This window comes from Caulobacter sp. GW821-FHT10A10, from assembly GCF_059415745.1.
On the sequence record NZ_JBWKNV010000010.1, the window covers coordinates 107,460 to 131,951 of the forward strand.

Annotated in this window: 18 protein-coding genes; 1 reads left to right on the top strand and 17 read right to left on the bottom strand. The window is 69.6% G+C overall.

The window, feature by feature from the left end:
- Positions 1-144 precede the first annotated feature (144 nt).
- From AC07NS_RS23545 to AC07NS_RS23595, 11 genes are read right to left on the bottom strand one after another with little or no spacing between them, the layout of a single operon-like run.
- Positions 145-1,365 carry a type II secretion system F family protein gene (locus tag AC07NS_RS23545; RefSeq protein ID WP_494607216.1) on the bottom strand — a complete coding sequence of 407 codons (1,221 nt, stop codon included), beginning with the start codon at positions 1,363-1,365 and terminating at the stop codon, positions 145-147.
- Complete coding sequence (locus tag AC07NS_RS23550) at positions 1,358-3,058, bottom strand: GspE/PulE family protein (RefSeq protein ID WP_494607218.1); 1,701 nt, start codon at positions 3,056-3,058, stop codon at positions 1,358-1,360. Before AC07NS_RS23550 ends, AC07NS_RS23545 begins: the two co-directional genes overlap by 8 nt.
- The gene (locus AC07NS_RS23555) at positions 3,046-3,783 is read right to left on the bottom strand and encodes a prepilin peptidase (protein ID WP_494607220.1); all 738 of its coding nucleotides are present in this window, start codon (positions 3,781-3,783) and stop codon (positions 3,046-3,048) included. The genes AC07NS_RS23550 and AC07NS_RS23555 overlap by 13 nt, the downstream gene beginning before the upstream one ends.
- Complete coding sequence (gene gspG / locus AC07NS_RS23560) at positions 3,780-4,223, bottom strand: type II secretion system major pseudopilin GspG (RefSeq protein ID WP_494607222.1); 444 nt, start codon at positions 4,221-4,223, stop codon at positions 3,780-3,782. Before gspG ends, AC07NS_RS23555 begins: the two co-directional genes overlap by 4 nt.
- 11 nt (positions 4,224-4,234) lie before the next feature.
- Complete coding sequence (locus AC07NS_RS23565) at positions 4,235-4,942, bottom strand: hypothetical protein (RefSeq protein ID WP_494607224.1); 708 nt, start codon at positions 4,940-4,942, stop codon at positions 4,235-4,237.
- The gene (gene gspD, locus AC07NS_RS23570; RefSeq protein ID WP_494607225.1) at positions 4,932-6,857 is read right to left on the bottom strand and encodes a type II secretion system secretin GspD; all 1,926 of its coding nucleotides are present in this window, start codon (positions 6,855-6,857) and stop codon (positions 4,932-4,934) included. Before gspD ends, AC07NS_RS23565 begins: the two co-directional genes overlap by 11 nt.
- A 26-nt stretch (positions 6,858-6,883) precedes the next feature.
- The gene (locus AC07NS_RS23575) at positions 6,884-7,441 is read right to left on the bottom strand and encodes a hypothetical protein (RefSeq protein ID WP_494607226.1); all 558 of its coding nucleotides are present in this window, start codon (positions 7,439-7,441) and stop codon (positions 6,884-6,886) included.
- The gene (locus tag AC07NS_RS23580) at positions 7,417-7,947 is read right to left on the bottom strand and encodes a hypothetical protein (protein WP_494607228.1); all 531 of its coding nucleotides are present in this window, start codon (positions 7,945-7,947) and stop codon (positions 7,417-7,419) included. Before AC07NS_RS23580 ends, AC07NS_RS23575 begins: the two co-directional genes overlap by 25 nt.
- Entirely contained in the window at positions 7,944-8,753 is an 810-nt protein-coding gene (locus AC07NS_RS23585; protein ID WP_494607230.1) for a hypothetical protein, read from the bottom strand. The genes AC07NS_RS23580 and AC07NS_RS23585 overlap by 4 nt, the downstream gene beginning before the upstream one ends.
- Positions 8,750-9,316: a hypothetical protein gene (locus tag AC07NS_RS23590; protein ID WP_494607231.1), complete on the bottom strand. Its 567-nt coding sequence runs from the start codon at positions 9,314-9,316 to the stop codon at positions 8,750-8,752. The genes AC07NS_RS23585 and AC07NS_RS23590 overlap by 4 nt, the downstream gene beginning before the upstream one ends.
- The gene (locus AC07NS_RS23595) at positions 9,316-9,726 is read right to left on the bottom strand and encodes a hypothetical protein (RefSeq protein ID WP_494607233.1); all 411 of its coding nucleotides are present in this window, start codon (positions 9,724-9,726) and stop codon (positions 9,316-9,318) included. Before AC07NS_RS23595 ends, AC07NS_RS23590 begins: the two co-directional genes overlap by 1 nt.
- Positions 9,727-9,866: 140 nt before the next feature.
- Here AC07NS_RS23595 and AC07NS_RS23600 point away from each other — a divergent pair, with 140 nt between their 5' ends.
- Positions 9,867-10,586, top strand: coding sequence for a hypothetical protein (locus tag AC07NS_RS23600; protein WP_494607235.1), 720 nt, complete (start codon positions 9,867-9,869; stop codon positions 10,584-10,586).
- Between the two features lie 458 nt (positions 10,587-11,044).
- Here AC07NS_RS23600 and AC07NS_RS23605 read toward each other — a convergent pair whose 3' ends face one another.
- The 6 genes from AC07NS_RS23605 to traA form a co-directional block, all read right to left on the bottom strand.
- On the bottom strand, positions 11,045-11,419 hold the full coding sequence (locus tag AC07NS_RS23605) for a hypothetical protein (protein ID WP_494607237.1): 375 nt from the start codon (positions 11,417-11,419) through the stop codon (positions 11,045-11,047).
- A gap of 9 nt (positions 11,420-11,428) precedes the next feature.
- Complete coding sequence (locus tag AC07NS_RS23610) at positions 11,429-14,011, bottom strand: RHS repeat-associated core domain-containing protein (protein WP_494607238.1); 2,583 nt, start codon at positions 14,009-14,011, stop codon at positions 11,429-11,431.
- Between the two features lie 23 nt (positions 14,012-14,034).
- Positions 14,035-17,979 carry a transglutaminase domain-containing protein gene (locus AC07NS_RS23615; protein WP_494607240.1) on the bottom strand — a complete coding sequence of 1,315 codons (3,945 nt, stop codon included), beginning with the start codon at positions 17,977-17,979 and terminating at the stop codon, positions 14,035-14,037.
- 190 nt (positions 17,980-18,169) lie between these two features.
- Positions 18,170-20,482: a beta strand repeat-containing protein gene (locus AC07NS_RS23620; RefSeq protein ID WP_494607242.1), complete on the bottom strand. Its 2,313-nt coding sequence runs from the start codon at positions 20,480-20,482 to the stop codon at positions 18,170-18,172.
- 292 nt (positions 20,483-20,774) lie between these two features.
- Complete coding sequence (locus tag AC07NS_RS23625) at positions 20,775-21,458, bottom strand: DUF6118 family protein (RefSeq protein WP_494607244.1); 684 nt, start codon at positions 21,456-21,458, stop codon at positions 20,775-20,777.
- A 9-nt stretch (positions 21,459-21,467) separates the two neighbouring features.
- Positions 21,468-24,341 (bottom strand): Ti-type conjugative transfer relaxase TraA, encoded by a 2,874-nt coding sequence (traA, locus tag AC07NS_RS23630; protein ID WP_494607246.1) that lies wholly within the window; start codon positions 24,339-24,341, stop codon positions 21,468-21,470.
- Positions 24,342-24,492: the final 151 nt, after the last annotated feature.

Genomic DNA, 24,492 nt, shown 5'->3' on the forward strand with positions numbered 1-24,492 from the left:
AAGCTTGATGGCGATTGATATGTTTTGAAATGCACGGCCAGCGGGTCATTTCGGATGTCGACGAGCCGCCTGCATTGTCGCTCACCGCCTGCGGCGTAGCCGCAAGGGGTCCATCGTGAGCACGAAGGGTTCCAGGGAACGACCCTACCGCAAGGCCGCCTCACCAAGTTCGGTCACACCCGACAGTAGGCCCGCCATCAGCAGACCAACCATCCCGCCCAGCAGGACGATCAGCACCGGCCCAGCAATGCGTCCGATCGCTTCGATGCGTCGCATGGCCGCCTCTTCCTCGAGGCGTCCGCCACGAGCCAGCATCGCCCCAAGTGCGCCCGAGGCTTCACCCACGGCGGCCAGGCGGGCGACGGCGGCGGGAAAACCCGACGTACGCTCCAGGGCCGACGACAAGGCCACGCCCTGGCGCACAAGCGGCGCCACCCCGGCCAGGCGTTCCCGCGCCGCGGCCGAGCCCACGCCGCGCACCGCCAGCCGCAAAGCATCCGACATCGGCGCGCCAGCCGCCAGCATGCCGCCCAGACCGATCGCGAAGCGTCCGTAGACCAGCGGTCGCGCCAGCAGGCGGGTCGGTCCGTTCATCAGCAGGCGGTCAAAGGGTCCGGCCAGCAGGCCCGCGCGAACGAGCGCCAGCAGGACCACGGCCGCGACGCCCAGCCCGGCCGCCAGGAACGGCCCGGCCGCCTGCAACCCCGCACTGGCCCAGATCAGCGCCCCGAGCACCACGGGCGGCGGTCCGTTGGAGGTTTCGACCAGCGGCGTCAGGGTCGGCACCACGAAGAGCAGGATGACCAGCATCGCCACCACGGTGCTGATCAGGACGAACACCGGATAGGACAGCGTGGAGATCAGCTGCTCGCGCAGCTTGTCGCGCGAGGCCATCAGGTCGCTGGCCCGCTGCAGGCCGCCCGGCAGATCGCCGGAGGCCTCGCCGGCGGCGATGAAGGCGGCGACGAAGGCGTCGCGGGACGGCAGGTTGCGCGCGAAGGCCGCTTCCAGCGCCTCTCCCCCGCCGATCTGGGCGGCGAGCTTGCGACATAGGTCGCAAACGGCCGCGGGCGCGCCGGGGCCGCCGAGGATGCCCAGGGCCGAGCGGATGTCGGCCCCGGCGCGCAGCAGGTCGGCCAGACTGCCCAGCAGGGCGCCCAGCCGCCGGTCGTCGACGCCGCGGCCCGGGCCGGCCTTGCCGCCGCCGACAGAATTGCTCGCTGGCCTCAGGCGCAGGGGCGACAGGCCGTCGCGCCGCAGGCGCTCGAACGCCGCCCCCTCCCCGCTGGCCTCGACCGAGCCCTTGACCCGGCGCCCCTGACCGTCGATCGCCAGATAGTCGAAACGTCGCGCCGCCTCAGCCATGCACCGCCGCCGTCACTTCCTCGAAGGTGGTCAGCCCCTCGGTCGCCTTGGCGAGCCCGTCGGCCAGCATCGAGGCCAGGCCGCGCCGGCGGGCGTGCTCGGCCAACGCCCCGACCTCGCCGCCCTCGGCCACCGTCCGCAGCATCGGCTCGTCGGCGATGAAGGCCTCGGCGATCGGCAGGCGGCCGCGATAGCCACCGCTGCAAGCGCCGCAGCCGACGGCCCGAAACATGCGCTCGGCCGGCGCCGCCCCGGCGGCCGCCAGCATCGCCCGCCCCGCCGCGTCGATCGGAACCTCTTCACGGCAATGCGGACAGAGCCGCCGGACCAGCCGCTGGGCCGCCGCGCCGCGGAAGGCGGCGGCCAGCTGATAGGGCTCCACGCCCATGTCGCGCAGGCGGGGCAGCACCGCCAGGGCGTCGTTGGCGTGGACCGAGGCCAGAACCAGGTGGCCGGTCATGGCCGCCTGCACCGCCACCGCCGCCGTCTCCGGATCGCGGATTTCGCCGACCAGGATGACGTCGGGGTCCTGGCGCAGGAACGAGCGCAGGGCCGCGGCGAAGGTCAGGCCCAGATGGGCGGCGACCTGGGTCTGGGAAACGTGCTCGAAGTGGTATTCGACCGGGTCCTCGATGCTCAGCACCTTCTTGGCCGAGCCGGCGAAGCTCTGCAGCATGGCGTAGAGGGTCGTGGTCTTGCCGCTGCCGGTCGGGCCGGTGATCAGGAATAGGCCGTGGGGCGTGCGGGCGGCCTTGCCCAGCGCCTGGGTGACCTGGCCAGTCAGGCCCAGGGCGGACAGGTCGAGCGGTATGGCCGAGCGGTCGAGGATGCGCAGCACGGCCGCTTCTCCGAACACCGTCGGCGAGGTCGCCACCCGCACGTCGATCGCCTTGCCGCCGACCACGAAGCTGGTGCGGCCGTCCTGCGGCAGGCGCCGTTCGCCAAGGTTCAGGTTGGCGATGACCTTGATCCGCGAGACGGCCGGCGCGGCGAGATCCGCCGAGACGACCCGGTGCTCGATCATCCGCCCGTCGATCCGTAGGCGGACGGAGAGGTCGTGGCGGCGCGGCTCGAAATGGATGTCCGAGGCGCCGGCGGCCAGGGCGGCCTCGAAGACGGCGGCCACCAGGCGGGCCCCGCCGCCTTCGAGCGCGCCGTCGGCCACCTGGTCGATCTCGCGCTCCAGGCGCCGCTCGTCCGGCGCGTCCGACACCGCGCGGCCGGCCTGGCCGAACAGGTCGTCCATCGCCCGCCGCCAGTCCGCCGGGCGGGCGACGAACAGGCTGACCGCCTCGCCAGTGGCGAAGACCAGGCCCGACAGCGCCTCGTTGTCGAGCGGGTCGCAGGCGGCGCAGACCAGTCCGCCGCGCGCCTTGCGCAGGGGCAGGATCCGCGACCGGCGCAGGAATTCCTCGGACACCCCGAGCGCGGCGAGATCGACGACGGGGGCTAGGCGCTCCGGCCGCCAGATCTCGCAGCCGGACACCTGGGCGTAGGCCTGGGCCAGATCGTCGTCGGACAGGGCGCCCAGTTGGTTGAGCACCTGCTCCACCGGCTGACCAGTGCGGCCGGCGACCAGTTCGGCGCGGGCCACGGCCGAGGCGTCGACCAGGCCGGCCTCGAGCAGGCCCTCCAGCAGGGCGGCGCGCTGGCGCACGCTTGGGTCGCTTTCCAGGCGGGTCACATCGACCATGCGCCGGCCTCCATCAAAAGGCCGACGGTCCAGGCGCCGGCCGCCAGGCAGGGACCGAAGGCCAGGCGGCGGGCCGCCGGTTTCACGACGAGCAGGACGATCAGGCCGGCGCCGGCGGCCAGGGCCAAAGCCCAGGGCGTGGACGCCCCCAGCCACAGGGCCAAGGCCGCCGCCAGCTTGACATCGCCGAGGCCCAGGGCCTGTCGCCCCTTCCGGCGAGCCAGGATCCAGCGCAGCCCCAGCAGCACGCCGCCAGCCAGCGCCGCACAGACCGCCCCCTCCGCCAGCCGCTCGGCCTGCCAGGCCAGAACAGCGCCGAAGCCGGCGATCGCCGCGCTCAGGGGATCAGGCAGCCGCAGCACCGCCGCGTCGATCAGGGCCGCCGCCAGCAGGGTCAGGCCCAGCAGGGCCAGCGGAACCGCCTGCGGCCAGGGGGCGACCGCCAGTGCGGAGACCACGACCAGAGCGCCGAGGGCCTCTCCAGCCGGATGCAGGCGCGAGATCGCTCCACCGCAGCCCCCGCAGGCGCCGCGCCGCGCGACATAGGCCGCCAGGGGCAGGGTCTCGAACAGGCTCAGCGCCCGGCCGCATTGGTCGCAGCGCGAACGGCCACCCAGCGCCGAGCCGGCGCCGGCGCGCGCCCTTACGGCCACCGTGGCGCAGAAGCTGCCCGCCACCAGGCCCAGGGCCGCGCCGACGGCCAGGAGAGGCCAGTCGGCGATCATTCCGGCCGGCGCACGTCGCGCTTAACGCCGGAGCCGCCTTCCTTGCGGTCGGCGCCGTAGCTGACGATCGCGAAGGCCTGGCCCTCGTCCTCAAGCTTATAGATCAGGGCTTGGCCCCACGGGTCCTTCAGGGTCTTGGCGTTCCTGACATAGGGCCCGGTCCAGGCGTCCTCGCCCGACGGCGCGGTGACCAGGGCGTCCAGGCCCTCAGCCTCGGTGGGATAGCGGCCAAGATCGCTGTGGAAGGTCTCGACCGCGGCGGCCACGGAATCGAGCTGCAGCTCGGCGGCCTTCACGCGCGAGCGGCCCAGCTGGCCCATCAGGCTGGGGGTCAACACCGCGGCGATCAGGCCGATGACGGCGATCACCACCAGCATTTCGGTCAGGGTGTAGCCGTCCTCGCCGCCGGGGCGCTCCGCATTCACCCGCGCTTTGTTCATGCGCCCAGTCCTCATGTGCTTTGCGCCTTCTTGCCAACGCATCGACCAGCGTCGTCCGCCTGTCGCTTGAAGCTTCGCCATATCACGGCCGCCGCCTGATCGTCGGCGCCCACGAAGCGTACCAGGCGCTCGTCGGTCCAGCCCGAGGCCAGACGAGCCCGCAGGCGCCAGACCTGGCCCAGGCGCGATCCCGCGCCGCGCTGGCCCAGGCCCGCCGGCGGCGCCAGCGCGACCTCGTGCGCCTCGCCCCAAGCCGATACCAGGGACGGGCCGCAGGCGCGCCAGGCCGGCGCGGCGGCCAACTGGCCCAGCGCCTCGGGCGTGGGATACACTGCGCCCAGGGCCGCCAGACGCGCGCGCAGGGCCGCCGGTTCGGCCACGTCGAGAGCGGCCAGGTCGCTTTCGCGGACCCCGTCCGACAGGCGCAGCTTGTCGCGCTCCGGCTCGGCCAGAATGGTCGCCGCGCCCAGGTCGGTGTCGACCGTGAAGCCCAGCCGGCCGTCGGCCGTGTCGGCGACCAGCAGGGCCATGGCCCGCTCCTGAGCCCCGGCCAGGGCGTAGTCTGCCCGCAGCGCCTGCAGGTCGTGCTGGGCCTGGCGCAGGGCCGAGACGCCGCGGAACGTCACCCCGCCGGCGATGGTCGCCAGCGCGAGCACCACGGCGACCGCGGCGGCGCTGACATACCCCCCCGTCCTGTCGGCGATCGCGCTATCGGCCATCGGGCAGCATGCCTCGCGCCTTCAGTTCGCGCAGGTCGGCATAGAGGTCGTCCATCGCCCGGTTGGCGCCGGCTGGATCGGTGATGATGCGGGCGCTGAGCAGGACGATCAGTTCGGTGCGCGTGTCGTCGCGGCTCTGCGACTTGAACAGCCCGCCGACCCCCGGCAGGTCGCGCAGCCATGGCAGGCCGGAATCGCTGCGCGTGCGCGAGCGGCTGATCAGGCCGCCCAGCGCGACGACAGCGCCGTCGGCCAGGGCCAGGGTGCTTTCCAGCTTGCGCTGTTGGATGGTCGGCGAGTCGATGCCCGAGGTGACGGTCTTGGCCACCGAGCTGACCTCCTGGGCCACCTCCAGCACCACGCGGTTATCGCCGGTGATCCGCGGCGTGACGTTCAGGATAACGCCGGTGTTGCGGTAGTCGACAGTGTTGACGAGGGCTGCGTCGCCGGTCGTGGTGCTCTGGGACGACTGGGTGACGATCGGCACCTGGTCGCCGACCTCGAGCTTGGCGGCCTTGTTGTCGAGCGTGACGATCTTGGGGGCCGACACCACCTCGACGTCGGTCTTGGAGCCGAGCGCGTTGATCGCGGCCTTGATGTCGCCGCTCAGGTAGGTGATCGAGAAGCCCGGATAGGTCGGCGCCACCGCGCCGGAGTCGTTGTAGATCGAGCTGGCCGTCAGCTTGCCGGACGCCCCCAGCGACTGCCAGTCGACGCCGAACTGGAAGTCGTTGCTGAGCGTCACCTCCAGGATCGAGGCCTCGATCATCACCTGGTTGGCCGGACGGTCGATCTCGGCCAGGATCTTCTGGATCTGCAGCCAACGCGACTGCGAGGCGAAGATCAGCAGGGCGTTGGCGTCCTTGTTGACGCTGATGCGCACGCCGTCCTCGCCGTCGGAGCCCGAGCTCCTGATCGACGAGGTCGAGGACGGGGCGACCGCTCCCGACGCGCCGCTCCCGCTCGAGGAGCCGTTCGAGGACGAGGCGCTCGACGTCGCCTGCTGCTGGCCGCCGGCGACGCCGGCTTCGGCGCCCATGGCGCTGGCCAGGGTCGCGCCCAGGGTCTCGGCCGAGGCCGCGCGCGGCCGGTAGACCCACAGGCTGGAGCCGGCGTCGGGGGCCACGACGTCGAGACGCCGCACCCAGGCGCCGACCTCGTCGAGGGCCTGGGACGTGCGGGCCAGCACCACCAGGCCGTTGAGCCGCTTCAGCGGCACCACGGTAACGGCGGTCATGCCGCCGGCCTGGAGCAGGCGCTCCAATTCGCCGGCCGCGGTCGAGGCCGAGACCTGGCGCAGGTCGAACCAGCGGATGCGCGATCCCTCGAAGGCGCTACGGTCGAAGACCTTGATCGTCTCCAGCGCCGCGTCGAGCTCTGAGCCGACGCCGCCGAGGATGATCAGGCCCTGCTTGTCGTTGACGTAGAGCACGGTGTCGGCGCCGCTCATCGCCGCCAGCGCCTTGGCCACCTCGCTCGGCGCGACGAAGGAGATCGGCACGGCCAGCACGTCGTAGCCGGCCCGCCCACGCGAACCGTCGCCCACTGTCCGGAGCCCCGCCCCGCCCTTTGCCTTCGACCGCGGGGTGACGCGGACGCTGTCGCCCTCGCGCACCATGACCACGTCGCTGGCGGCCAGGGCCGCCTCGAGCGCCTCGTAAAGCTGGGCGCGGGTCAGGCGCTGGTCGATGCGGAACGACATCTTGCCGGTGACGCCGGGATCGACGGTGTAGGTCACCTTCAGGGTCGAGCCGAGGATCTCCTCGACGACCTGGGCGATGTCGGCGTCACGGAAGGCGAAGGCGTAGGTTTCCGCCCGCCCCTGCGCCCAGGCCTGGCCCGGCGCGACCATGCCGACGCCCGCCGGCGCCAGCGCCAGCCAGATCGCCGCGGCGCCATACTTCAAACGATTCAAACCACGCCCCACGCCCAGATACCCCGTCATAGTCCACTGCCGGCCGGCGCGCTGGCCGGCGGCGGCGGACCGCGCCCGGCCGGCGGCGCGGGCTCCTGCCCCGCCATGCTGCCCGCCATACTGATCGTCGTCGCCGCGCCGCCGGCGGTTCCGGTCGCGCCGCTGGTGGCCTCGCCCAGCCGCACGTCGCGCGGGCCGTTCACCGTGTCGATGGTGATCGCGCCGCCAAGCACCGACTCCAGGGTGACGCCATCGCGCGTTTCGCCCGGGGTCATCCAGACCGCGACCCCGCCGCCGATCGACACCAGAGCGGCGGTGCGGCGGGCGCTGCGCGAGACGCCCAGCAGCCGCACCTGCGGCTCCGCCGGCACGACGGAGTCGAACAGCGACGGCGCGCCGGCCCAGTCGCCGGCGACGACTAAGGCGGGCTTGCGCCCGCGGCCGATGCGCGGCTGGGCCGCCTCGACGGCGGCGATGCGCTCGTCGGCCATCTGGGGACCGCCGGCGGCCGCCCAGGCGGCGACGCCGAGCGCCAGCCCGACCGGTGCGGCGGCGAGGATCAGCGTGAGGCGGCGGTCCAGCAATAGAAGCGTCCCTTGAGAGCGATGCGGACGGCGGCGGCGTCCTCCGCGTGCAGATCGACGGCGTCGGCGTAGGCCAGGGCCGGGCCGCGCTGAAGGGCGTCCACCAGCCCCACCGCGGCGGCGTAGGGGCCGCGCGCGGCGATCTCAAAACCGGCGGGCGACAGCGGATCGCCGAACGCGGGCTGGCTGGCCGCGACCTCGACGCGGACCTCGCTCAGCCCGGCGGCGGCGGCCAGGCCGTTCAGACGGGCGCGCAATGCGGCCAGGTCGGCGGCGCCCGTCGAGGGGCAAACCGCCTCGGCCGCGTAGACCACGCTTCCGCTTCGCCCGGCCAGCAGGCCCTGGGTGCGCTGCTGCACGGCGTCGACGGCGGCCAGCCGCGCGTCGAGATCGGCCGGCTGGGCCAGGCTGGCCAGGCCCCAGGCGGCGACCAGCGCCAGGCTGGCGGCGACGACGAAGCCGCCGAACATCAGCACCGGTCCGGGGACGGCGAGGCGCGGGCTCATGGCCGGACCTCCGCGGCGGTGGGGGCGGCGGACGAGCTGGCGCCCACGCCCCAGAGCCAGACCCCGCGCCGCACGGGCGCGCCGGAGCGCTCCACCGGCCGGTCGGAGACGACGAAGGGCGAATCCTTGCCGCGGCTTTCCACGGCGGTCAGGCCCGGCTCCCAATGCCAGGCCAGGATGCGGGCCTCGGGTCGCTTGCCGCGGGCGCTCCAGGCCAGTTCGGACAGCGGCGCCTCGAAGCCCGGCCCGCGGTCGCGATCCTCGATCGCAGCCGACAGCTGGCGCTGACGGCGCAAAACCTGGGCGCGCCTCAGGTCGGCGGCGGCGCGCGTCTCCAAGGCCGAAAGGCGCTGCTCGGCTTCTTCGCCGGCGTGCCGGGCGGCGGCGGCGGCGAGGATCGCACCGAACACCAGAAGCCCCGCGCCCAGGCCGACCCCGACCAGCAGGCGCAGGCGGCGACGCTGCTGCTCGGCGGAGACGAACACCACCTTGTGACGCTCGCCGCTCAGCAGGACCTCGGCCTCCAGTCGTTCGCCGACCTCGGCGCGGCGGACGTAGAAGGCGGCGAAGCGGGTGGGACGGCCGGCGCGCCAGGCTTCCAGTCGCCGCACCTGGTGGGCGACCTCGCCGAACGGCAGCGGCGCGGCGTGGCGCGCCTCCAGGCCCGCGGCGCGGACCTGCTCCCAGGGCCAGCCGGGCGGCGCCGTGATCGAGCGCGCGAAGACCCGGGCCTCGGCGACCTCGGGCTCGGGAGCCGCGTCGACAGCCTCGGCCTCGATGAGCTGGAGATTGGCGGGGGTGATCAAGACGCGTTCCTGCAATGGCCGGACACCCCGTCGAACTGGCACGCGCCCGGCTGACGCGACCAGATTCGCCCCACGGCCAGGGGACGCCCTCCCCGCCCCGCGTCGACCACCGCCACGGCCAGCAACGGCCGGCGCGGGGTGGGCGCGGCCGGCGGCCAGGCGTCGTGGACGCCGGCCGCGTCGACGAAGCGCAGCACCGGCCGGACGGCGCCGAACACGACGCTGCGGCGCACGCCGCGCGCATCGACCATCGACAGGACCCCGCCGTCCGCGTCGCTCGTCAGCGCCAGGCCGCAGACGGCGTCGCCGCCGCAGGGCAGGCTGGCGGCGCCGGCCGAGCCTTCGGCGGGCCCGGCGTCCGACCAGGCCGGGCCGACCTGGGCCATCTGCCGGTCGAGCGCCTGCTGCAGGCGCCCCTGGCGGGCCTGCGCCTGGACGCCGGCGGCCGCGCCGGCCTGCAGCCGCCCGATGACGTGCACCGCCTGGGAAAGGCCGCCGATCGCCAGCCCGATCATGACGATCGCCGCCAGCGCCTCGGCCAGGGTGTAGCCGTCCTCGCGCATCAGGCCGCCTCCGGACAGGGGCGCTCGGTGGAAAGCTCATAGCGGCGACGGCTCTTTTCGCCGCGCAGCCGGACGACGACGCGGCACAGCCGCGGGCGCAGGGTCTGGCCGGTAATCGCAGACACCTCGCGCGACCACGCCAGGCGGTCGCTGCGGCCGGAGGCCTGGTCGATACGGGCCGGCGCGGTCTCGGCCAGATAGCGCAGCAGGGCCTGGGCGGCGGCGATCTCGGCGGCCGTCTCGGCGGCGCGGCGGGCTGCCTGGGCCGCGGTCAGCACGAGCGCCAGACACATGGACAGCACGACCAGCGCGACCAACGCGTCGACCGCGGCGAACCCGTCAACGCCGCGCGGGTCGCGATGAAAAGCGCCGATGATGATGACAAAATCGGTGCGCGTCGCCCCAGACACGCCCCGCCCCTCGTACAAGAACTTTCGAACGTCGAATCTATCATATAAGCCCGGTGCGCAACCAGTGGTTACTCGCCTTGATCTTCAACCGCACCGCTCGCTCCGCGCGAAATCTTACCCGACGCGACACCTTGGCGCTCATGACGTCGGTCGGTCTGCACGCGTTCCTGCTGTTAGCGATCTTCGGTCTACCAGGCGGCGAGCCGGCCACGCCCGGTGGCGGCGAGGCAGAAGGCCCGGTCGAGCCCTACGTGGCGGTGGAGCTTTCCGGCCGCGCAGGCGCGCAGCAGCCGGACCCGTCGCAGACCCAGTCCACCCAGATCGCCCAGTTGCTGGCCAAGCTGCGCCAGGCCGATCCCGCAATCGCCATCCCCGTGCCCCAGGACCAGCCGCGCGCCAGCGCCCGCAGCCTGCTCGAGGCGGTGGAGGCCGCGCGCACCGAACGCAGCCGCGGTGACGCCGACGGCGTCGGCCAGGGCAAGGGACAGCGCGACGACGGCGGACAGGGCGCAGGACGGGACCGTGAGGGCCAGACGGCCAAGCCCTCGGCCGGACCGCGGTCGTCGGCCCCGACCAACGGCAAGGGCGCCGGCGCGGGCGGCCTCTTCGGCTTCGTCGAGCCCTGCTGGAAGAAGCTGCCCGGACGCTCGGGCGTGGCGGTGAAGCTGGAGGTCACCCTCGACGGCCGCGGCCTGATCGCCAGCCCGCCGAGGATTCTGCGCCCCGACAACGCCCCGCCGAGCGACGCCCGCCTGATCGCCGAGGCCCGCGCCATTGCCGCCCTCAGCGGCTGCCTGCCCTACACCGGCGGCGGCGGCTTCGCCGGCCACCCGCAGGCGGTCGATTTCCCGGCGAGGTGAGGAGGCGGAAATTTCAGGCTCCCGAGGCACCTGAAGCCCCATCCTTCAAATTTGGATGGCCTCGCCGTCAGGAACAAAAAATCCGTCTTCAACGATCTGAACGACGCAACATCCGTATCAGGGTTAACCGCTCTAATCACCGATTGGCGCGCTCCCGCGGCGATCACTGAGCCCTGATAGTCGGCGTGCAGTTCTAGGATCGCCGACACAGACGCCCTCTCAACACACTACCATTCGTCAAAGCCATAGCTGGGGGAATAGCGCCGCAGCAACGTGCCTGGGTCGCCGTAATCGGCCCATCAGCTTCTCGCGGCAGATCACCTACCCAACTCAGCGGCTGTCGCTCTCAGAGATCTGACCGCCCTTGAATGTCGATCAAGCCCTGGATCGTGGCCTGGACCACCGGATAGTCGGCGGTGGTCCTTCGTCCCTTGTGATTTTGCCAGGGTGCGATGTCGCTAAACCGAGGCCACCGCCTCTGCGAGCCGGTTGGCATCGTCCTCTAGCAGGTATTTTCCAGATAAAGCACGGATCGCATCCGCTGCCCCGGCCTTGAGGATTTCTCTCCGGCGACGGTTGTCGCTTTGCAGGAAATCGTCATGGCTAATGTTCCAGGTCGACCATAATTCTCGGCTCAGCCGTTTCAAAGTAGTGGAGTTGGGTATAGCGCCCCTCGCAGGATTGATCGCGATGAAGCTGATAACAATGTTGGCGGCTCCCTTTCGGCGCTTGATGAAAGCGTCGAAATCTTGGACGACACTTTCCAGTTCCTCTACGGCGGTCAGAGCTTCTCGTGGTATTTCGGGCCCAAAGCCGGTCACAAAGCACAGCATATTTCTTCCCTAACAAACGACGCTCAATGGCGGCAGGGCTCCCCCGTGCGCGGCCGCATAACCCATGCAGGATCCCAATTCTGCGGCACGCGCTTCCATCCGTGAGGGAAATTGATCAAGCGGCACCATCCGAATACCAGCGTAGAAGTAGAGCCAGCGAGGGTATCGTCGCACAGGATCTACCGCCGAAGTGATACCATATTTCAGTAACCTTCCAGTCTTGATGCTTTCCAGCTGATAGAGCCAGGTGGGGCGCGGTGAAGACAGGGCGTTGGCGTGCGCCTTGGCCTTAACGATAATTTCCTCGACGACGTTTTCCGCCGCAGCGCCGGCATCATTGATGGCTGGCTGAGCATTGCTGATCGCCACGCCCGTCGCCGCCCCCAAGCCAGCGGCGGCGGGCACGATCGCCGGATTGGCGACAGCACAAGCGCCCATAGTCCCCGCATCGCAAGCCACGGAGATCGCCACGCCGACTGTTGCGCCGACCGCTGCTCCTGCCGTTGCCGCCTGGGTTGCCTGATCGACTTCGTCCGTGTCGCTCAACAGACCGGTCGGATCGGTGCTATTGAGAGGATCTCCGCCGACATAGGCGTAGAGGTTAAGGTCATCCTTGTCCCCGATGGGGTCGGTTTGGAGAAACCAGCCCCGCGCCGGATCATAGGCCCGAGCCTTGTAGTGATAGAGCTTCAAGTCCGGCAGGGCGATCTGGCCGGTGTAGCGGAAGCGGCTACCCGCCCCCCAGTTGTCGCCCGGCTCGCCGTAAGGTCCGTAGGTGTAGACCGTGGCCAAACCACCGGTCGAAGACGCGATCACCGAGCCCTGGCGGTCGGCGTGCAGGCTGCGCGGATCGGAGAAGCCCGCGCCCTCCCACCACAGAACCGCCTCATCGACACCGTAGCTGGGCACATAGCGGCGCAGCAGGGTTCCAAGATCGTCATACTCGGCCACCAGCTTGTCGCCGGCGTAGAGGAACCGGGTGGCCGTCCCGTTGACTATGGTTCTGGCAAGACGACCCAGAGGGTCATATTCCAGCGTCGCGCTGGCCGTCCCGCTCATCGACGTCAGACGGTTCTCGCCGTCGTAGAAGAAGGTGCGGCCGCTGTCCTTGGTCAGGTTCTGCTTGGCGTCGTAGCCGCCGGCCGCGACGATGGCCGCGTCGCGATTGAGGCCATCGGCCGTGGCGGCGAGACTGGCGCTGGTCGCTCCCCAGACATAGGCGCTGTTGGAGACCGTCTGGCTCACGGTCTGGCCAGCAGGATTGTAGCCGAAGCCGAAGCTTACGTCCTGGCCGGTCCCCGGCAGGTCGTGGGCCAGGCTGGTCAGGCGATTGCCCGCATCGAAACCCCAACTTGTCGCCCCCCCGTTCCAGAACGCCGCCGAGGTGCGCCGTCCCAGATCATCGAAGCCGTAGGTCAGGAACGGGCTGTTGGTCGTCAGCGCCACCGATTTCAGCCGACTGGCCGCATCGACCGTGTTGACGATGTAGTAGCCGTCCGGCCAGGTCAGCTGCGTCTGGTTGTTCGCCTTGTCGTAGCCGTAGATCAGGGTCCGGCCGAAGGTGGACTCGGTCCTTTGCCGTCCTGCCGTGTCGTAGCTGTAGGCCACCCCCTGGCCAGTGGCGTAGAAGTGGGCCGAGGTCGGTCGCCCGGCCAGGTCAAAGACATAGTTGACCGTCGAAAAGCCGGGCCCCTCCTTGGCCACCAGCCGGTTCAGCGCGTCGTAGCCGTAGCCCGTTACCGTGCCGTCGCGCCGCCGCCATCCCACGCGGTTGCCGTTGGCGTCGTAACCGTACTCCTCGTAGTCGGTGGTGCTGGTCGCGCCGATGCAGGGATTGGCCGACACCGCGCACCGGGTGCTCGACGGGAAGTATTGCCGCGCCAGGCGGTCGAACCCGTCATAGGTCAGAGTCGTCTTGTTGCCGTTGGCGTCGGTGATCGTCTGTTGCTTGCCATTGGTCGTATAGGTGTAGGTCGCGTAGGTGCGCTGAGCGCTCGTTCCCCCGGCCTGCAAGGTCTGCAGGGTCTGGCCTGCAAGATCGTAGACCGTTTTGGTCACACGGTCGGGCCCCTGCGCGCCTTCGGCCTGCAAAGCGCAGGCGTCGGGGCGATCGCTGGCGTTGTAGAGATCGGTGAAGATCCCGCTGTTCATCCGCACGGCCGTGCAGACGGCCTGATTGACGCCGTCGTAGCTGGTCTGGGTCAGGGTCGCCGCGCTGGTGCCCGGATAGGCATAGACCTGGGTCTTGTTGCCGTTTGCGTCATAGCGCGTCAGCGTCGACTGGCTGATCACGAAGTTTGTGTAGCTGACCACGCCGGCGCTGAGCGCAACCGAGTCCACCGTGCCGACATCAAGGCGCACCACGCGCCCCGTGGCGTCGTAGGTCGTCAGCTCGGCTCGCCGCTTGAGCGCCCCCGAAGACCCGTCCGGATCCGGCCCGATCTTCATCGTCGGCCGCCGCATGGCGTCGTACTGGGTGTAGGTCGTATAGTCGGCCGCCGTGTAGCTCTGCGCTCGCGTGGAACCAGCGCCGAACAAGCCGACCAGAGCGACCGCGGCGACCATTCCCGTCGCCCAGGACTTCATGCTCATCTTAGCGTTTCCCGTCAGCCAGCTCACGGACACACCCCCGCACGCGGATCGGTTTCGCCGACCACGTTGCCGGTCGCATCGAAGCTCTTGCAGCTAGTCGCTGCGACGCCGGTCGGGTCGAGCGTCGAACTGGTCGGATTGCCCAGGGCGTCATAGGCGGTCGTCGTCACCACGCCGGTCGGGTCGGTGGCCTTGGTCTGCAACCCGTAGGCGTTATATTCGAAGGCCCACGCCGGGCGGACGCCGTTCACCGCCGGCTGGGTCGCCGTCGCGATTTCGCCGACGCCATTGCCCGATGCGACATAGGTGAAGTCTGTCTGATTGCCGCGAGCATCCTTCACCCACAGCAGCTTGTTCCAGGTAGCGTCGTAGGCGGCGGTGACGCTGATGGCGGCGAGGCTCGAGCCGGACTTGGCCGTCTTGTCGAGCTGGATGACGTTGTCGCTGCCGTCGTACTTGAACTGGTCGGCGTCGCCTTCCGGATAGGTTCGCGACGCGACGCGGCCAAGGCCGTCGTAGGTGCTCTTCACCGTCCGCCCGAGCTCGTCGACGTTACGGACGGACCTGCCGTGCTGATCGTAATAGACCACGTAGCCGCCGCCGAGCGGGTTCACGCGCTCGCCTCGCCCGCCCTCGCCGATGTAGAAGGTATGACTCTGGCCGGTCTGGTAGCCGACGCCGTCCTGCGCCGTCATGACCCGGCCCAGGCTGTCATAGGTGTAGGACGTACTGGGAACCGCGCTTCCCGGCTCGTAGGTGCGGACGATCTGCTTGTACGGGATGGGCCGCGTCGTGGCCGAACGGGCGACGACCGGCGCATATTCCACTCGCCACCAGCCGCCGTTCGCGTCCTTCCAGGCGTCGCCGGTCGAGTCGAACGTATAGTCGGTCGTGGCGATCAGCGATCGGCCCAGGCTCGTCTTGCGCGTGCTGTAGTCGATATAGACGCCCGACGGCCAGGTGCGGCGAACGACCGAGAAGCCGTAGGCGTTGGCGCACTCCATCTCGGCGTCGTAATTGACCTTCCAGGGCGACATCGTCACCGTCTCCCCGTCCGCGTGCCGCAGGGAGAAGCTCATGCTCATCTCGTCCCAGCGCCGCGAGGTCGAGATCGTCTTGCGGATGGTCCCTGGCCATTCGGAATGGCAGACGTCCCGCACCTTGGCCCGCGCGCCCGCCTGGGTCAGCACGCCCGGCGATCCCACCGGCGCGCGCCAGGTTCCATCGGCGAGCTTCACGTACTGCGCGCCCTTGAACCCGTAGGTGAGTGTCGCGACGTTGCCGATGAACTGCCGGCGCCACCAGTCGGCGGCGAGGGTCGCATAGACGTCGCGCGAAAGATCGCTCAGCCCGCTCTGGGCGAAGATGTCCTGCTGGACGGCGAAGACCACCAGCGATTGGGCGGCGGCTTCCGGCCGAGTCTGGCCCATGGCCTCGAGACCGGACGCGGAGACCGTGAACCACGGCGTCTCATCGTTGGTCCAGCTGTTCTGCGGCGGCCCGCCGCAATAGCCGAAGAAGCAGGCCGTCGGCCCGGCCTTGTAGGTCTTGCGATTCTGGACCGCGAAAGGCGCCTCGCCATTGCCTGTCGAGGCCAGGACCGGCGTGGAATAGGTCATGACGCCCGTCTTCAGGTCGACGCCCAGGGCAGAGCTTCGATCTACGAGCCTGTCCTTCAGGCGATCGGCGGCGCGACCGGGATCGAAGACGCCGGCAAGCTCGGGCTCGTTGCCGCCGCCGCCCTTCGACATGCCGTCGTAGCCGGTGATGACGTGCGCTACCTGCAGGACCTGACCGTCGGCGTCGCGCCTGGTCGCCACGAAGGCGCCGCCGCGCTGGCGGGTCGGATCATAGTTCGAAGTGCACCACTTCGAATTGAAGAGCCACAGGATCACACAATTCTGCTCTCCCGAGATCGGACCGAACCGGGCGCCCGGACCGAGCATCGCCTCGCCGGGCGCGGTGATCGAGAAGCCGGCGTCGACGAAAAGCTGAAGGTCGTAGTTAAGCTCGGTCTTCAGGTTGGTGCTCAGTGAGAAATTGAACGGCGGGCTCGACGAGCAACCGTCGGCGGCTCCTTCGTAAACGATCGCCGAGCTGATGCGGCCGGCCTGGGTCGAGCCGGAGAAATCGTAGAAGCGTCGCTGTCCAGCGGCGCACGGATCCTCGTCGTCGGGCGTGTTGGCCCAGGCGAAGCGGGTCGCCGTCGACGAGGTGTCGGGCATGCCTTCGACCTGCTCCAGCATGCTGCCTTCGAGCGCCGCCGCGCTGGCCGCCACCGAACGCGAGAGCGCGGGAACGCGGCTCTGGTCCGAGCCCGCGCCGCTCACCGCAAGGGTCGTGTCGATGTTGATCGAGGTGAACTGGTCGGCGACCTGGAAGTCGTAAGGGAGACTGGAATTTTCCGGATGGTTCTGGATGACCGCCAGACCATGACGCCAAGCCACGAGACCCAGGCTATGCTGGTGGTCGATGCGCGCATCGCCAACCGCGCCCTGCAAGGCGAACATGCGAGTGGCCTGCGCCAGCCAGGACGCTGCGACGGCGTGCCTCTGCTCCACCTGCAGCGGCTGGTCGCCCTGATAGCATACGTAGGACGGTTCGCACTCGTTTGGAGGAGGAGCCACCCAACTCGGAAGCGTGCGTTTGTCCTCAGCCTCCCCGCTCCACTTGGTCGCCAGGGCGGAAGAGACGTTGCCAAAACCGGCGACGATGGTCAGCGGCACCGTGAACTGGGCGTTCTTGGTGACGCTCTGGTCCCCGAACGTCCCGCTCGAGGCGGCGTAGGGGTGGTTGATGGCCAGGGTCACGTAGCCTGACGGCCGCGAACCGCAGGCGCCCTGCTTCGTGGTGTCCTTGTCCTCGGTGTAGGTCTGCAGCGCGACGTCGTCGACGACCAGCGACACCGTCTGATGACAATAGTCCGTCGGGATCTTGACGCTGGTGGAGTCGAAGTTGGTGTTGAGCCCGAAACGGCGACCATAGAATTCGTCGGTGTAAAGCACCCGGTCGAGCAGCGTCACCGGCACGGTGGCCGCCTGGGTCACAGTGACCTGCAGGGTCGTGCGGTACTGGTCGGGGATGTCGCCCGTGATCGTCTCGGCCGAGCCGGTGGCATAGCCGGCCGGGGTCGCGTTGCGCCAGCCGCCGGTCGGCGCGTACTCTTGGACGATCTGCGGCAGGCCGACGACGTCGTCTAGGTCGCGCCCCGCCGCCTGGGCCGTCAGGACGGCCTGCAGCTGGGTGCTGCGCGCCTGGAGATAGGTCTCCAGGCCGCTGGAGTTGATGCTCTTGATGTAGGCCGCGCCGGAAGAGGTGTCCGAGCCGGACGACACCGTCGAGCCGGCCGTGCTGGCCGCCGCCCCGGTGGTGAAGCCCATGTCGGTCTTCACGTCGCGAAGATTGGTGGCGGCGCGGGCCTTGAAGCTGGGATCGAAGGCGTACCAGGCGCCGCCGATCTGGACCTCGGACCAGACGTGCAGCAGCGTGACCGACGAGATCGCGCCGCTGGTCGTGCAGCTGGCGTCGGTGGTTCCGTTGACGCTGGCGGGAACGCCGCCGCCCGCGAGCAGCTTGCAGGCCGCCTTGGCATCGCTGATCCCAGCCCAGGACGCGAAGGCCTCGCCCGTCATGGTCACGGGACCGATACGGTAGCGGGCGGTGTAGCCGGCCTGGCGCACCAGCTCGACGAACAGCAGGTTCTGGTCGAAGGGCGTGCCCGAACGGTCGATCATCGCCCCCAGCGCGCCCTTGCGGACCCCGAAGGCGAACTCGGTGGTGATCTGGTTGTGGACATATTCGTAGATGTTGTCGGGGCTGCCGCGCAGCGCCCGCGCCCCCTCGACGATCTCGGGCGGCCTGCCTTCGAAGCCGCTGACGCCAACATAGGACGAAGAGTGGGTCGTAGCCGTCCCGTAATAGGCCTGGGCCTGGCTGGGCGAAATCGCCTGGGCCTGAAGGAAGCTCATCGCGGGAAGCGTTTCACCACAGGCGCCGGTGGCCCACAGCAGCGCGAACGCGCCCGCCGACGCCAGTCGTGCAGATTTCTTCAAGCGACAATCCCCCGATCACAGATTGGGTGAGACAAATTGGGAAGAGCGGCGGGACGAGCCATGATCTCGTCCCGCCAATGGCGGTCGCCGGTTAGCGGCGCAGCGATCACTGAACGATGCCGTTGACGGTGCCTTCGACGTCCACCCAGGCGGTGGCGGTGTGGCCGTTGCCGTCGGAGATCGTGTAGCTGAACTCGTTCGAGCCAGCGACGACCTTGCTCAGGGTGACCGTCGTCGAGGTGAAGGTGACCTTCGCGCCCGTAGACGGTTGAGTGACGGCAGTAATGGTCAATGTGTCGCCGTCCGCGTCGGTGTCGTTGGCCAGTACGGCCAGCGTCTTGGCGGTCGAGGTCTTCTCGATCTCGTAATAATCGCTGTTGGCCACCGGTGCAGCGTTGGCGTTCACTGTGACACTGACGGTCGCCGCCGCGCTCGTGCCCCCAGGCCCGGTGGCGGTGTAGGTGAAGCTGTCGGCGCCGACATAGCCGGTGGTCGGCGTGTAGGTCGCCGTCGTGCCGCTGATCGAGACCGTGCCGTGGCTCGGGGTCGAGGCCGCCAGGCTGGTGTAGACGCCGCTGGGCGACAGGGTGATGGCCTTGGCCTTGTTATAGGCCGTCGTGGCCGAGACGGCGGCCACGGTGGGCGCGGCCGGGACATTCACCGTCAGGCTCGCCGTCGCCGCCGAGCTCGTGCCGCCCGGGCCGGTGGCCGTATAGGTGAAGCTGTCGGACCCGTAGTAGCCGCTGGTCGGCGTGTAGGTCGCCGTCGTCCCGCTGATCGACACAGCGCCGTAAGCCGGCGACGAAGCCGCCGCCAGGCTCGTATAGACGCCGCTCGGCGACAGGCTGAACGAGATGGCGGTGTTGTAGGCGGTCGTGGCCGAGACGGCCGACACGGTCGGCGCGGCCGGGGTGGCGACGGTCAGGCTGACGGTCGCCGCCGAGCTCGTGCCGCCGGGGCCGGTGGCGGTGTAGGTGAAGCTGTCGGAGCCGTAGTAGCCGCTGGTCGGCGTATAGGTCGCCGTCGTCCCGCTGATCGACACCGAGCCGTGAGCCGGCGACGAGGCCGTCGCCAGGCTGGTGTAGACGCCGCTTGGCGACAGGCCGAACGAGGTCGCGGTGTTGTAGGCCGTCGAGACCGAGACCGCCGAGACGGTCGGCGCGGCCGGGGTGGTGACGGTCAGGCTGACGGTCGCGGCCGAGCTCGTACCGCCCGGACCGGTGGCCGTATAGGTGAAGCTGTCGGACCCGTAGTAGCCGCTGGTCGGCGTGTAGGTCGCCGTCGTCCCGCTGATCGACACCGTACCGTGGGCCGGGGTCGAGGCCGCCAGGCTGGTGTAGACGCCGCTCGGGGCCAGGGTGATGGCCTTGGCGGTATTGTAGGCGGTCGAGGCCGAGACGGCCGAGACGGTCGGCGCGGCTGGCGTGGCCACGGCGATGCTGACGGTCGCGGCCGAGCTCGTGCCGCCGGGACCGGTGGCCGTGTAGGTGAAGCTGTCGGAGCCGTAGTAGCCGCTGGTCGGCGTGTAGGTCGCCGTCGTGCCGCTGATCGAAACTGAGCCGTGAGCCGGCGACGAGGCCGCCGACAGGCTGGTGTAGACGCCGCTCGGCGCCAGGGTGATCGCAGCGGCGGTGTTGTAGGCCGTCGAGGCCGAGACCGCCGAGACGGTCGGCGCGGCCGGGGTGGCGACGGTGATGCTGACGGTCGCCGCCGCGCTCGTGCCGCCCGGACCGGTGGCCGTGTAGGTGAAGCTGTCGGACCCGTAGTATCCGCTGGTCGGGCTATAGGTCGCCGTCGTTCCCGAGATCGACACCGCGCCATGGCCCGGGCTCGTGGCCGCCGCCAGGCTGGTGTAGACGCCGCTGGGCGACAGGGTGATGGCCTTGGCCGTGTTGTAGGCGGTCGAGGTCGAGACGGCCGCCACGGTCGGCGCCGCCGGCGTCGCCACGGTGACGCTCACGGTGGCGCTCGCCGTCCCGCCTTTGCCGTCCGAGATCGTGTAGGTGAAGCTGTCGGAGCCGTAATAGCCGCTGGTCGGCGTGTAGGTCAGCGACGCGCCGCTGTTGATCACCACCGAGCCGTGGCCGGCCGAACCGACCGCGGTGATGGTCAGGCCGTCGCCGTCGGTGTCGGCGTCGTTGCTGCGCGGGTCGAAGGTCAGGGAGCCGTTGTAGGCGACGCTGACGCTGTCGGCGGCCGCCGTCGGCGTCCGGTTGGCCCGCACCGACGATTGCTGCGTCCGGTTGCCCGCCGCGTCATAGGCGTAGGTCACCGTGTCGCCCGTCGAATAGGTGACCCCGACGACCCGCCCCAGGGCGTCGTAATTGTACGAGACGCTTTGCTGCGACCAACCAACGGCCGGCGCGCCTAAGATCAAACCAGCGCACAACAGGCGCCAGCCCTTCCCCCGAAAGGCCATATTCTCAATGCCCCAGACGCGTCCCAAAGCACGCATGCAACTTTAGGGCAGGGATACTATCAGTCGCCACGCGAGAACAACGCGAGATTAAGTAGTTTTTTGTAGCTATATAGAAACGAATAGATATAAATTGGAGCCGCTTTGAGCGCGCTCGACGAGCCTCAATATTATCCTGAGCCTCTCAATTATCATGGGCTACTAAGCGCATGCCTATGCGCGCCAAGCCATGAGACTGCTATCCATGCCGTTGACGCAATTGAACTCGCACAGTCGAGAATGGCACCCTTAAAGTCTACATTTGGATCAGGCACGTGCGCGGGCGCCTCACTGACTTTTCCTCTCGCGCGCACTTGGCAACCGCCTCTCGGTTCTTAGCAATGATCGCCGCCCCATCGCGACCGTCCCTCCATCGCCCAGCGTCGGCGATCTGTAGCAACCGCTCGCCCGCCGACCACAGATCCCGCCGCAACACATGAGCCGCCATCTTCTCCGGCCAGGCCCACCGCTGCGGCGCCGCCCGCGCCACGACACCAGGCAGCAAGACGCCGAGAACGGCCCCGACCAGCAGCCCAGCCAACGCTGCCTGCACCAGTCGCCAGTTCTGGACGCTCGCCAATCGCGCTCGATCGATCCACGTGTCGAGCTCAACCGTCGCTCGACCCAGCCCGTCCTGCGCCTGCTGGAGCACGGCCCGCTCCTGCCGCCGCGCCTCATCGCCCGCCGCCGCGATCTGCCGCGCCACCTCCGCTGGACTGAGCGCCAAGGCCGGACTGGTCAGCACCTTCCCCAGCCGCCCGACCGCCACCGAGACGCCCTTGGAAATCTCGCCCAGCGTCTCACTGTAGTCGGGCGCCGCCGCCCGCTCGGCCGCCAGCCCGGCCACGGCGACATTCAGCAACGCCACCTCCCGCCGCAGCGCCTCGAACGCCGCCACCGCCGGATCGACCGGCGCCTCTAATCCGATTTCCTGCTCCATCATCGTCTCCTAGATGCCAAGCCCGCGCCCTCGGCCAATGCCGAGGTATTCGATCAGCCCCTGGCCGACGCTGCGCCCCATTTCCGGCGGCAGACCAAGCTCGGCCCGCCGGCCGCGCAGCAGCGACTCCATCTGCGGATCGCGTTGCAGGCTCTTGGCCATGGCGCCCAAGCGCTCCTTGACCTGGCCGGCGCCGGTCATGTCGCCGGCGCGATGCAGGGTCGAGCGCTGCCGCTCCAAGCCCTGCCAGCGCTCCACGAACCGATCGGCGCGCAAACGTGGATCGGCGCGGACCTCGGCCTCCAGCTGCAGAACTCGGATCGCCCGCTGCGTTCGCCCCGCCACCGTCTCGCCGGCCAGAGCCGGATCGCGGACATAGGCCCGCTCCAGATCCTTCACGGCATGCGGACCGATCTTGCCCAGCGCCTGGCGCGCCTCGTCCAGCGCACGACGCTGATGGGCAAGGGCCGGCAGACCGCGCTCGTCCATCCGCATGACGCCGGCCGCGGCGCGCGCATGACGCTCGATTGCGCGATGCTGGTCGAGCTGGCCCGCGTCGCGCATCGGCGCCGCCGGCTGTCGCGCTGGACTGATCGGTTTGAACCCGTCGAACATCCCGCGCTCGCGCTGTGGCGGTTCCTTCGGCCGCATCGACGCCGGCACATGGATGTCGCGCCGCTCCGCAAAATCGCTGGCCATGTCCCTGGCCCGCTCGCGCGAGAGGACACGGGTCAGCTTGCCGAGATCCTCGAACTCGTCTCGGCCGTAGTGGATCTGCACGCTGTCGCGGTGACGCGAGAGGGCGACATAGGCGCCGTGGCGATCCAGACCGGGCGTCGCCAGGACATGGGCGCGATGAACCGTGACGCCCTGGCTCTTGTGGATGGTGGCCGCATAGCCGTGATCGACCTGGGCGTAGTCCTTCAGGTCGAAGACGACCGACCGACCAGCATCAAGCCGCACCGTCATCTGCATGGGCGACACCTGCTCGATCTGCCCGAGCATGCCATTCTTCACCCCCAGCCCGCGATCGTTCTTCAGGAACATCAGCCGGTCACCAGTCGCGAACGACCGCTCGCCACGCTCGGTTTTGACCGTCACATCCTCGCCCAAGGCGCCGGCTTGGCGTAGCCGCTCGCGGGCGGTCAGGTTGAGGTCACGCACCTCGTCATTGGTGTGGGTGAGGATGATCCGGCTCTTGCCCGGCTCAGCCACGCGGTCACGGTCCCAGCGCTCAACCAGATCCTCGCGCGCCTGGTCGCGGGTCCCCGCCGCATGCACCATCCCGCGCGCTCCATAGGCCGCCAGCGCCTCGCCCGTGCGGCCCGTGGCCAGATGCCGGGTAGCGTCGCGCTGCCAGTCCTCGTGCTGCCGGCGAACCTGGGTGATCTCAACGTGGGAATGACGCTCGGCGATCGAGCGGAAGGCCGCGCCCGCCTCGATGGCCTGCAGTTGCTCGGGATCGCCGACCAACACCACCTTGGCCCCGGCCTTTTGCGCTGCCGACAGCAGCCGCTCCATCTGCCGCGAGCCGATCATGCCGGCCTCGTCGATCACCAGCACATCGCGGGCGTCGAGGAGCTCCCGCTCCTGCTTCCACTGGTGCTCAAGACTGGCGATGGTGCGCGAGGCGATGCCCGATCCGCCCTCCAGGTTCTCGGCGGCTATACCGGATAGGGCCAGGCCCTGGACGCGATAGCCGGCGTCCTCCCAGGCCTCGCGCGCAACGCCAAGCAGCGCCGACTTGCCTGTGCCGGCGTAGCCGACGATGACGCCCAGATCCCGGCCCTCGGTGACGTGCTCGAACGCCGCTTTCTGTTCGCCGGACAGGACGAGCCCGCGCTCGCTTGCCCGCGCCAAGGCGCGCCGCTGCTGCAGCTGACTGACCTCGTGCGCCCGGCGCTGCGCCATTTCCTCGCTGGCGCGATGCAGCCGGTCCTCGACGGCCAACATCTCGCGGCTGGTGAAGCGATCCTGGCCGCGGCCGTCCTGGCCCAGCGTCACGAGTTCAGGCGAGGTCTGCACGGCGCTCATGGCGCGGTCGAACTGATCCTTGCCGTCCGAATGGCGGTGAATGAACTTGGCCAGATCCTGGCGGGTGAACGTCGCCTGCTGGTGGGTGATGGCGTCCAGGGCGATGCGCGGATCGGCGATGATCTTCTCGCCATTCTCGCGCGCAATCCGCCGGTGATCTTCGAGCCGCTCGGCCTCTAGCCCCTCGCCGGCCATGCGTCCGGCGGCCGGGCCGATCTTGTTCTGCGGCTCAAGGTCGATGCCCTGGTCTTCGAGGCTGCGATGATCGATCCGCGCGTCGATATCGAGGGCTGCCAACCGCTCGTTGACGTGGTCGGCCCAGGTCTCGCGCCAATGCTCAACCAGCTCGGTGCGGTTCCAGTCGCGCACCTTGGCGCCGAAGCCCTCCTCCGAGATTTCCCGCATCGAAAGCATGACGTGGGCGTGGGGTTTGCCCAGGCCGTCGGGGCCCCCATCACGGACGGAAATGTCCCAATGCACATTGAGGTCGGCGACCATGCCGCGATCGACCATCTCGCGCTGGACGAAGTCGCGGGCGAGAGCGATGCCCTGAGCCTGATCCATCTCGCGCGGGATGGCGAACTCGACCTCGCGCGAGAGCTGGGCGTCCTTGCGCTTTTCGCCAGCCTCGACGGTGTTCCACAGCGTGGCGCGATCGGCGAGTTGCTCGGGCGCGCCGTCCGGCAGCATGATCTCCGAATGGACGACGCCGGTCTTGCCGGTGAAGTCGTGGTCGCGATCCAGCCGCTCATCGTGCAGCCGGCTGGCGGAGCGATAGGCGGCCGAGGCCACGGCGCTGGCCCCGGTGGCGCGGCTGATGACCTTTACGGAGAAGTGGTAGATCGCCATGGCGACAGACCACCTACTACTCTGAGGGCACGTCGGCACGACGTATAAGCGCGCCCTCCTAAGAAAGATTCTCGGGAGGGACCGGGCCGTCCCAGTCTGCTCCGGCGACCTTACAGCATTCCGCCGCCTGCTGTTTTATCCTGAGCGCATC

Coding starts and splice junctions, on each gene's coding strand:
- AC07NS_RS23545 (WP_494607216.1), bottom strand. CDS start 1,365: ATGGCTGAGGCGGCGCGACGTTTCGACTATCTGGCGATCGACGGTCAG.
- AC07NS_RS23550 (WP_494607218.1), bottom strand. CDS start 3,058: ATGGTCGATGTGACCCGCCTGGAAAGCGACCCAAGCGTGCGCCAGCGC.
- AC07NS_RS23555 (WP_494607220.1), bottom strand. CDS start 3,783: ATGATCGCCGACTGGCCTCTCCTGGCCGTCGGCGCGGCCCTGGGCCTG.
- gspG (WP_494607222.1), bottom strand. CDS start 4,223: ATGAACAAAGCGCGGGTGAATGCGGAGCGCCCCGGCGGCGAGGACGGC.
- AC07NS_RS23565 (WP_494607224.1), bottom strand. CDS start 4,942: ATGGCCGATAGCGCGATCGCCGACAGGACGGGGGGGTATGTCAGCGCC.
- AC07NS_RS23580 (WP_494607228.1), bottom strand. CDS start 7,947: ATGAGCCCGCGCCTCGCCGTCCCCGGACCGGTGCTGATGTTCGGCGGC.
- AC07NS_RS23590 (WP_494607231.1), bottom strand. CDS start 9,316: ATGCGCGAGGACGGCTACACCCTGGCCGAGGCGCTGGCGGCGATCGTC.
- AC07NS_RS23600 (WP_494607235.1), top strand. CDS start 9,867: ATGACGTCGGTCGGTCTGCACGCGTTCCTGCTGTTAGCGATCTTCGGT.
- AC07NS_RS23605 (WP_494607237.1), bottom strand. CDS start 11,419: ATGCTGTGCTTTGTGACCGGCTTTGGGCCCGAAATACCACGAGAAGCT.
- AC07NS_RS23610 (WP_494607238.1), bottom strand. CDS start 14,011: ATGAGCATGAAGTCCTGGGCGACGGGAATGGTCGCCGCGGTCGCTCTG.
- AC07NS_RS23615 (WP_494607240.1), bottom strand. CDS start 17,979: ATGAGCTTCCTTCAGGCCCAGGCGATTTCGCCCAGCCAGGCCCAGGCC.
- AC07NS_RS23620 (WP_494607242.1), bottom strand. CDS start 20,482: ATGGCCTTTCGGGGGAAGGGCTGGCGCCTGTTGTGCGCTGGTTTGATC.
- AC07NS_RS23625 (WP_494607244.1), bottom strand. CDS start 21,458: ATGGAGCAGGAAATCGGATTAGAGGCGCCGGTCGATCCGGCGGTGGCG.
- traA (WP_494607246.1), bottom strand. CDS start 24,341: ATGGCGATCTACCACTTCTCCGTAAAGGTCATCAGCCGCGCCACCGGG.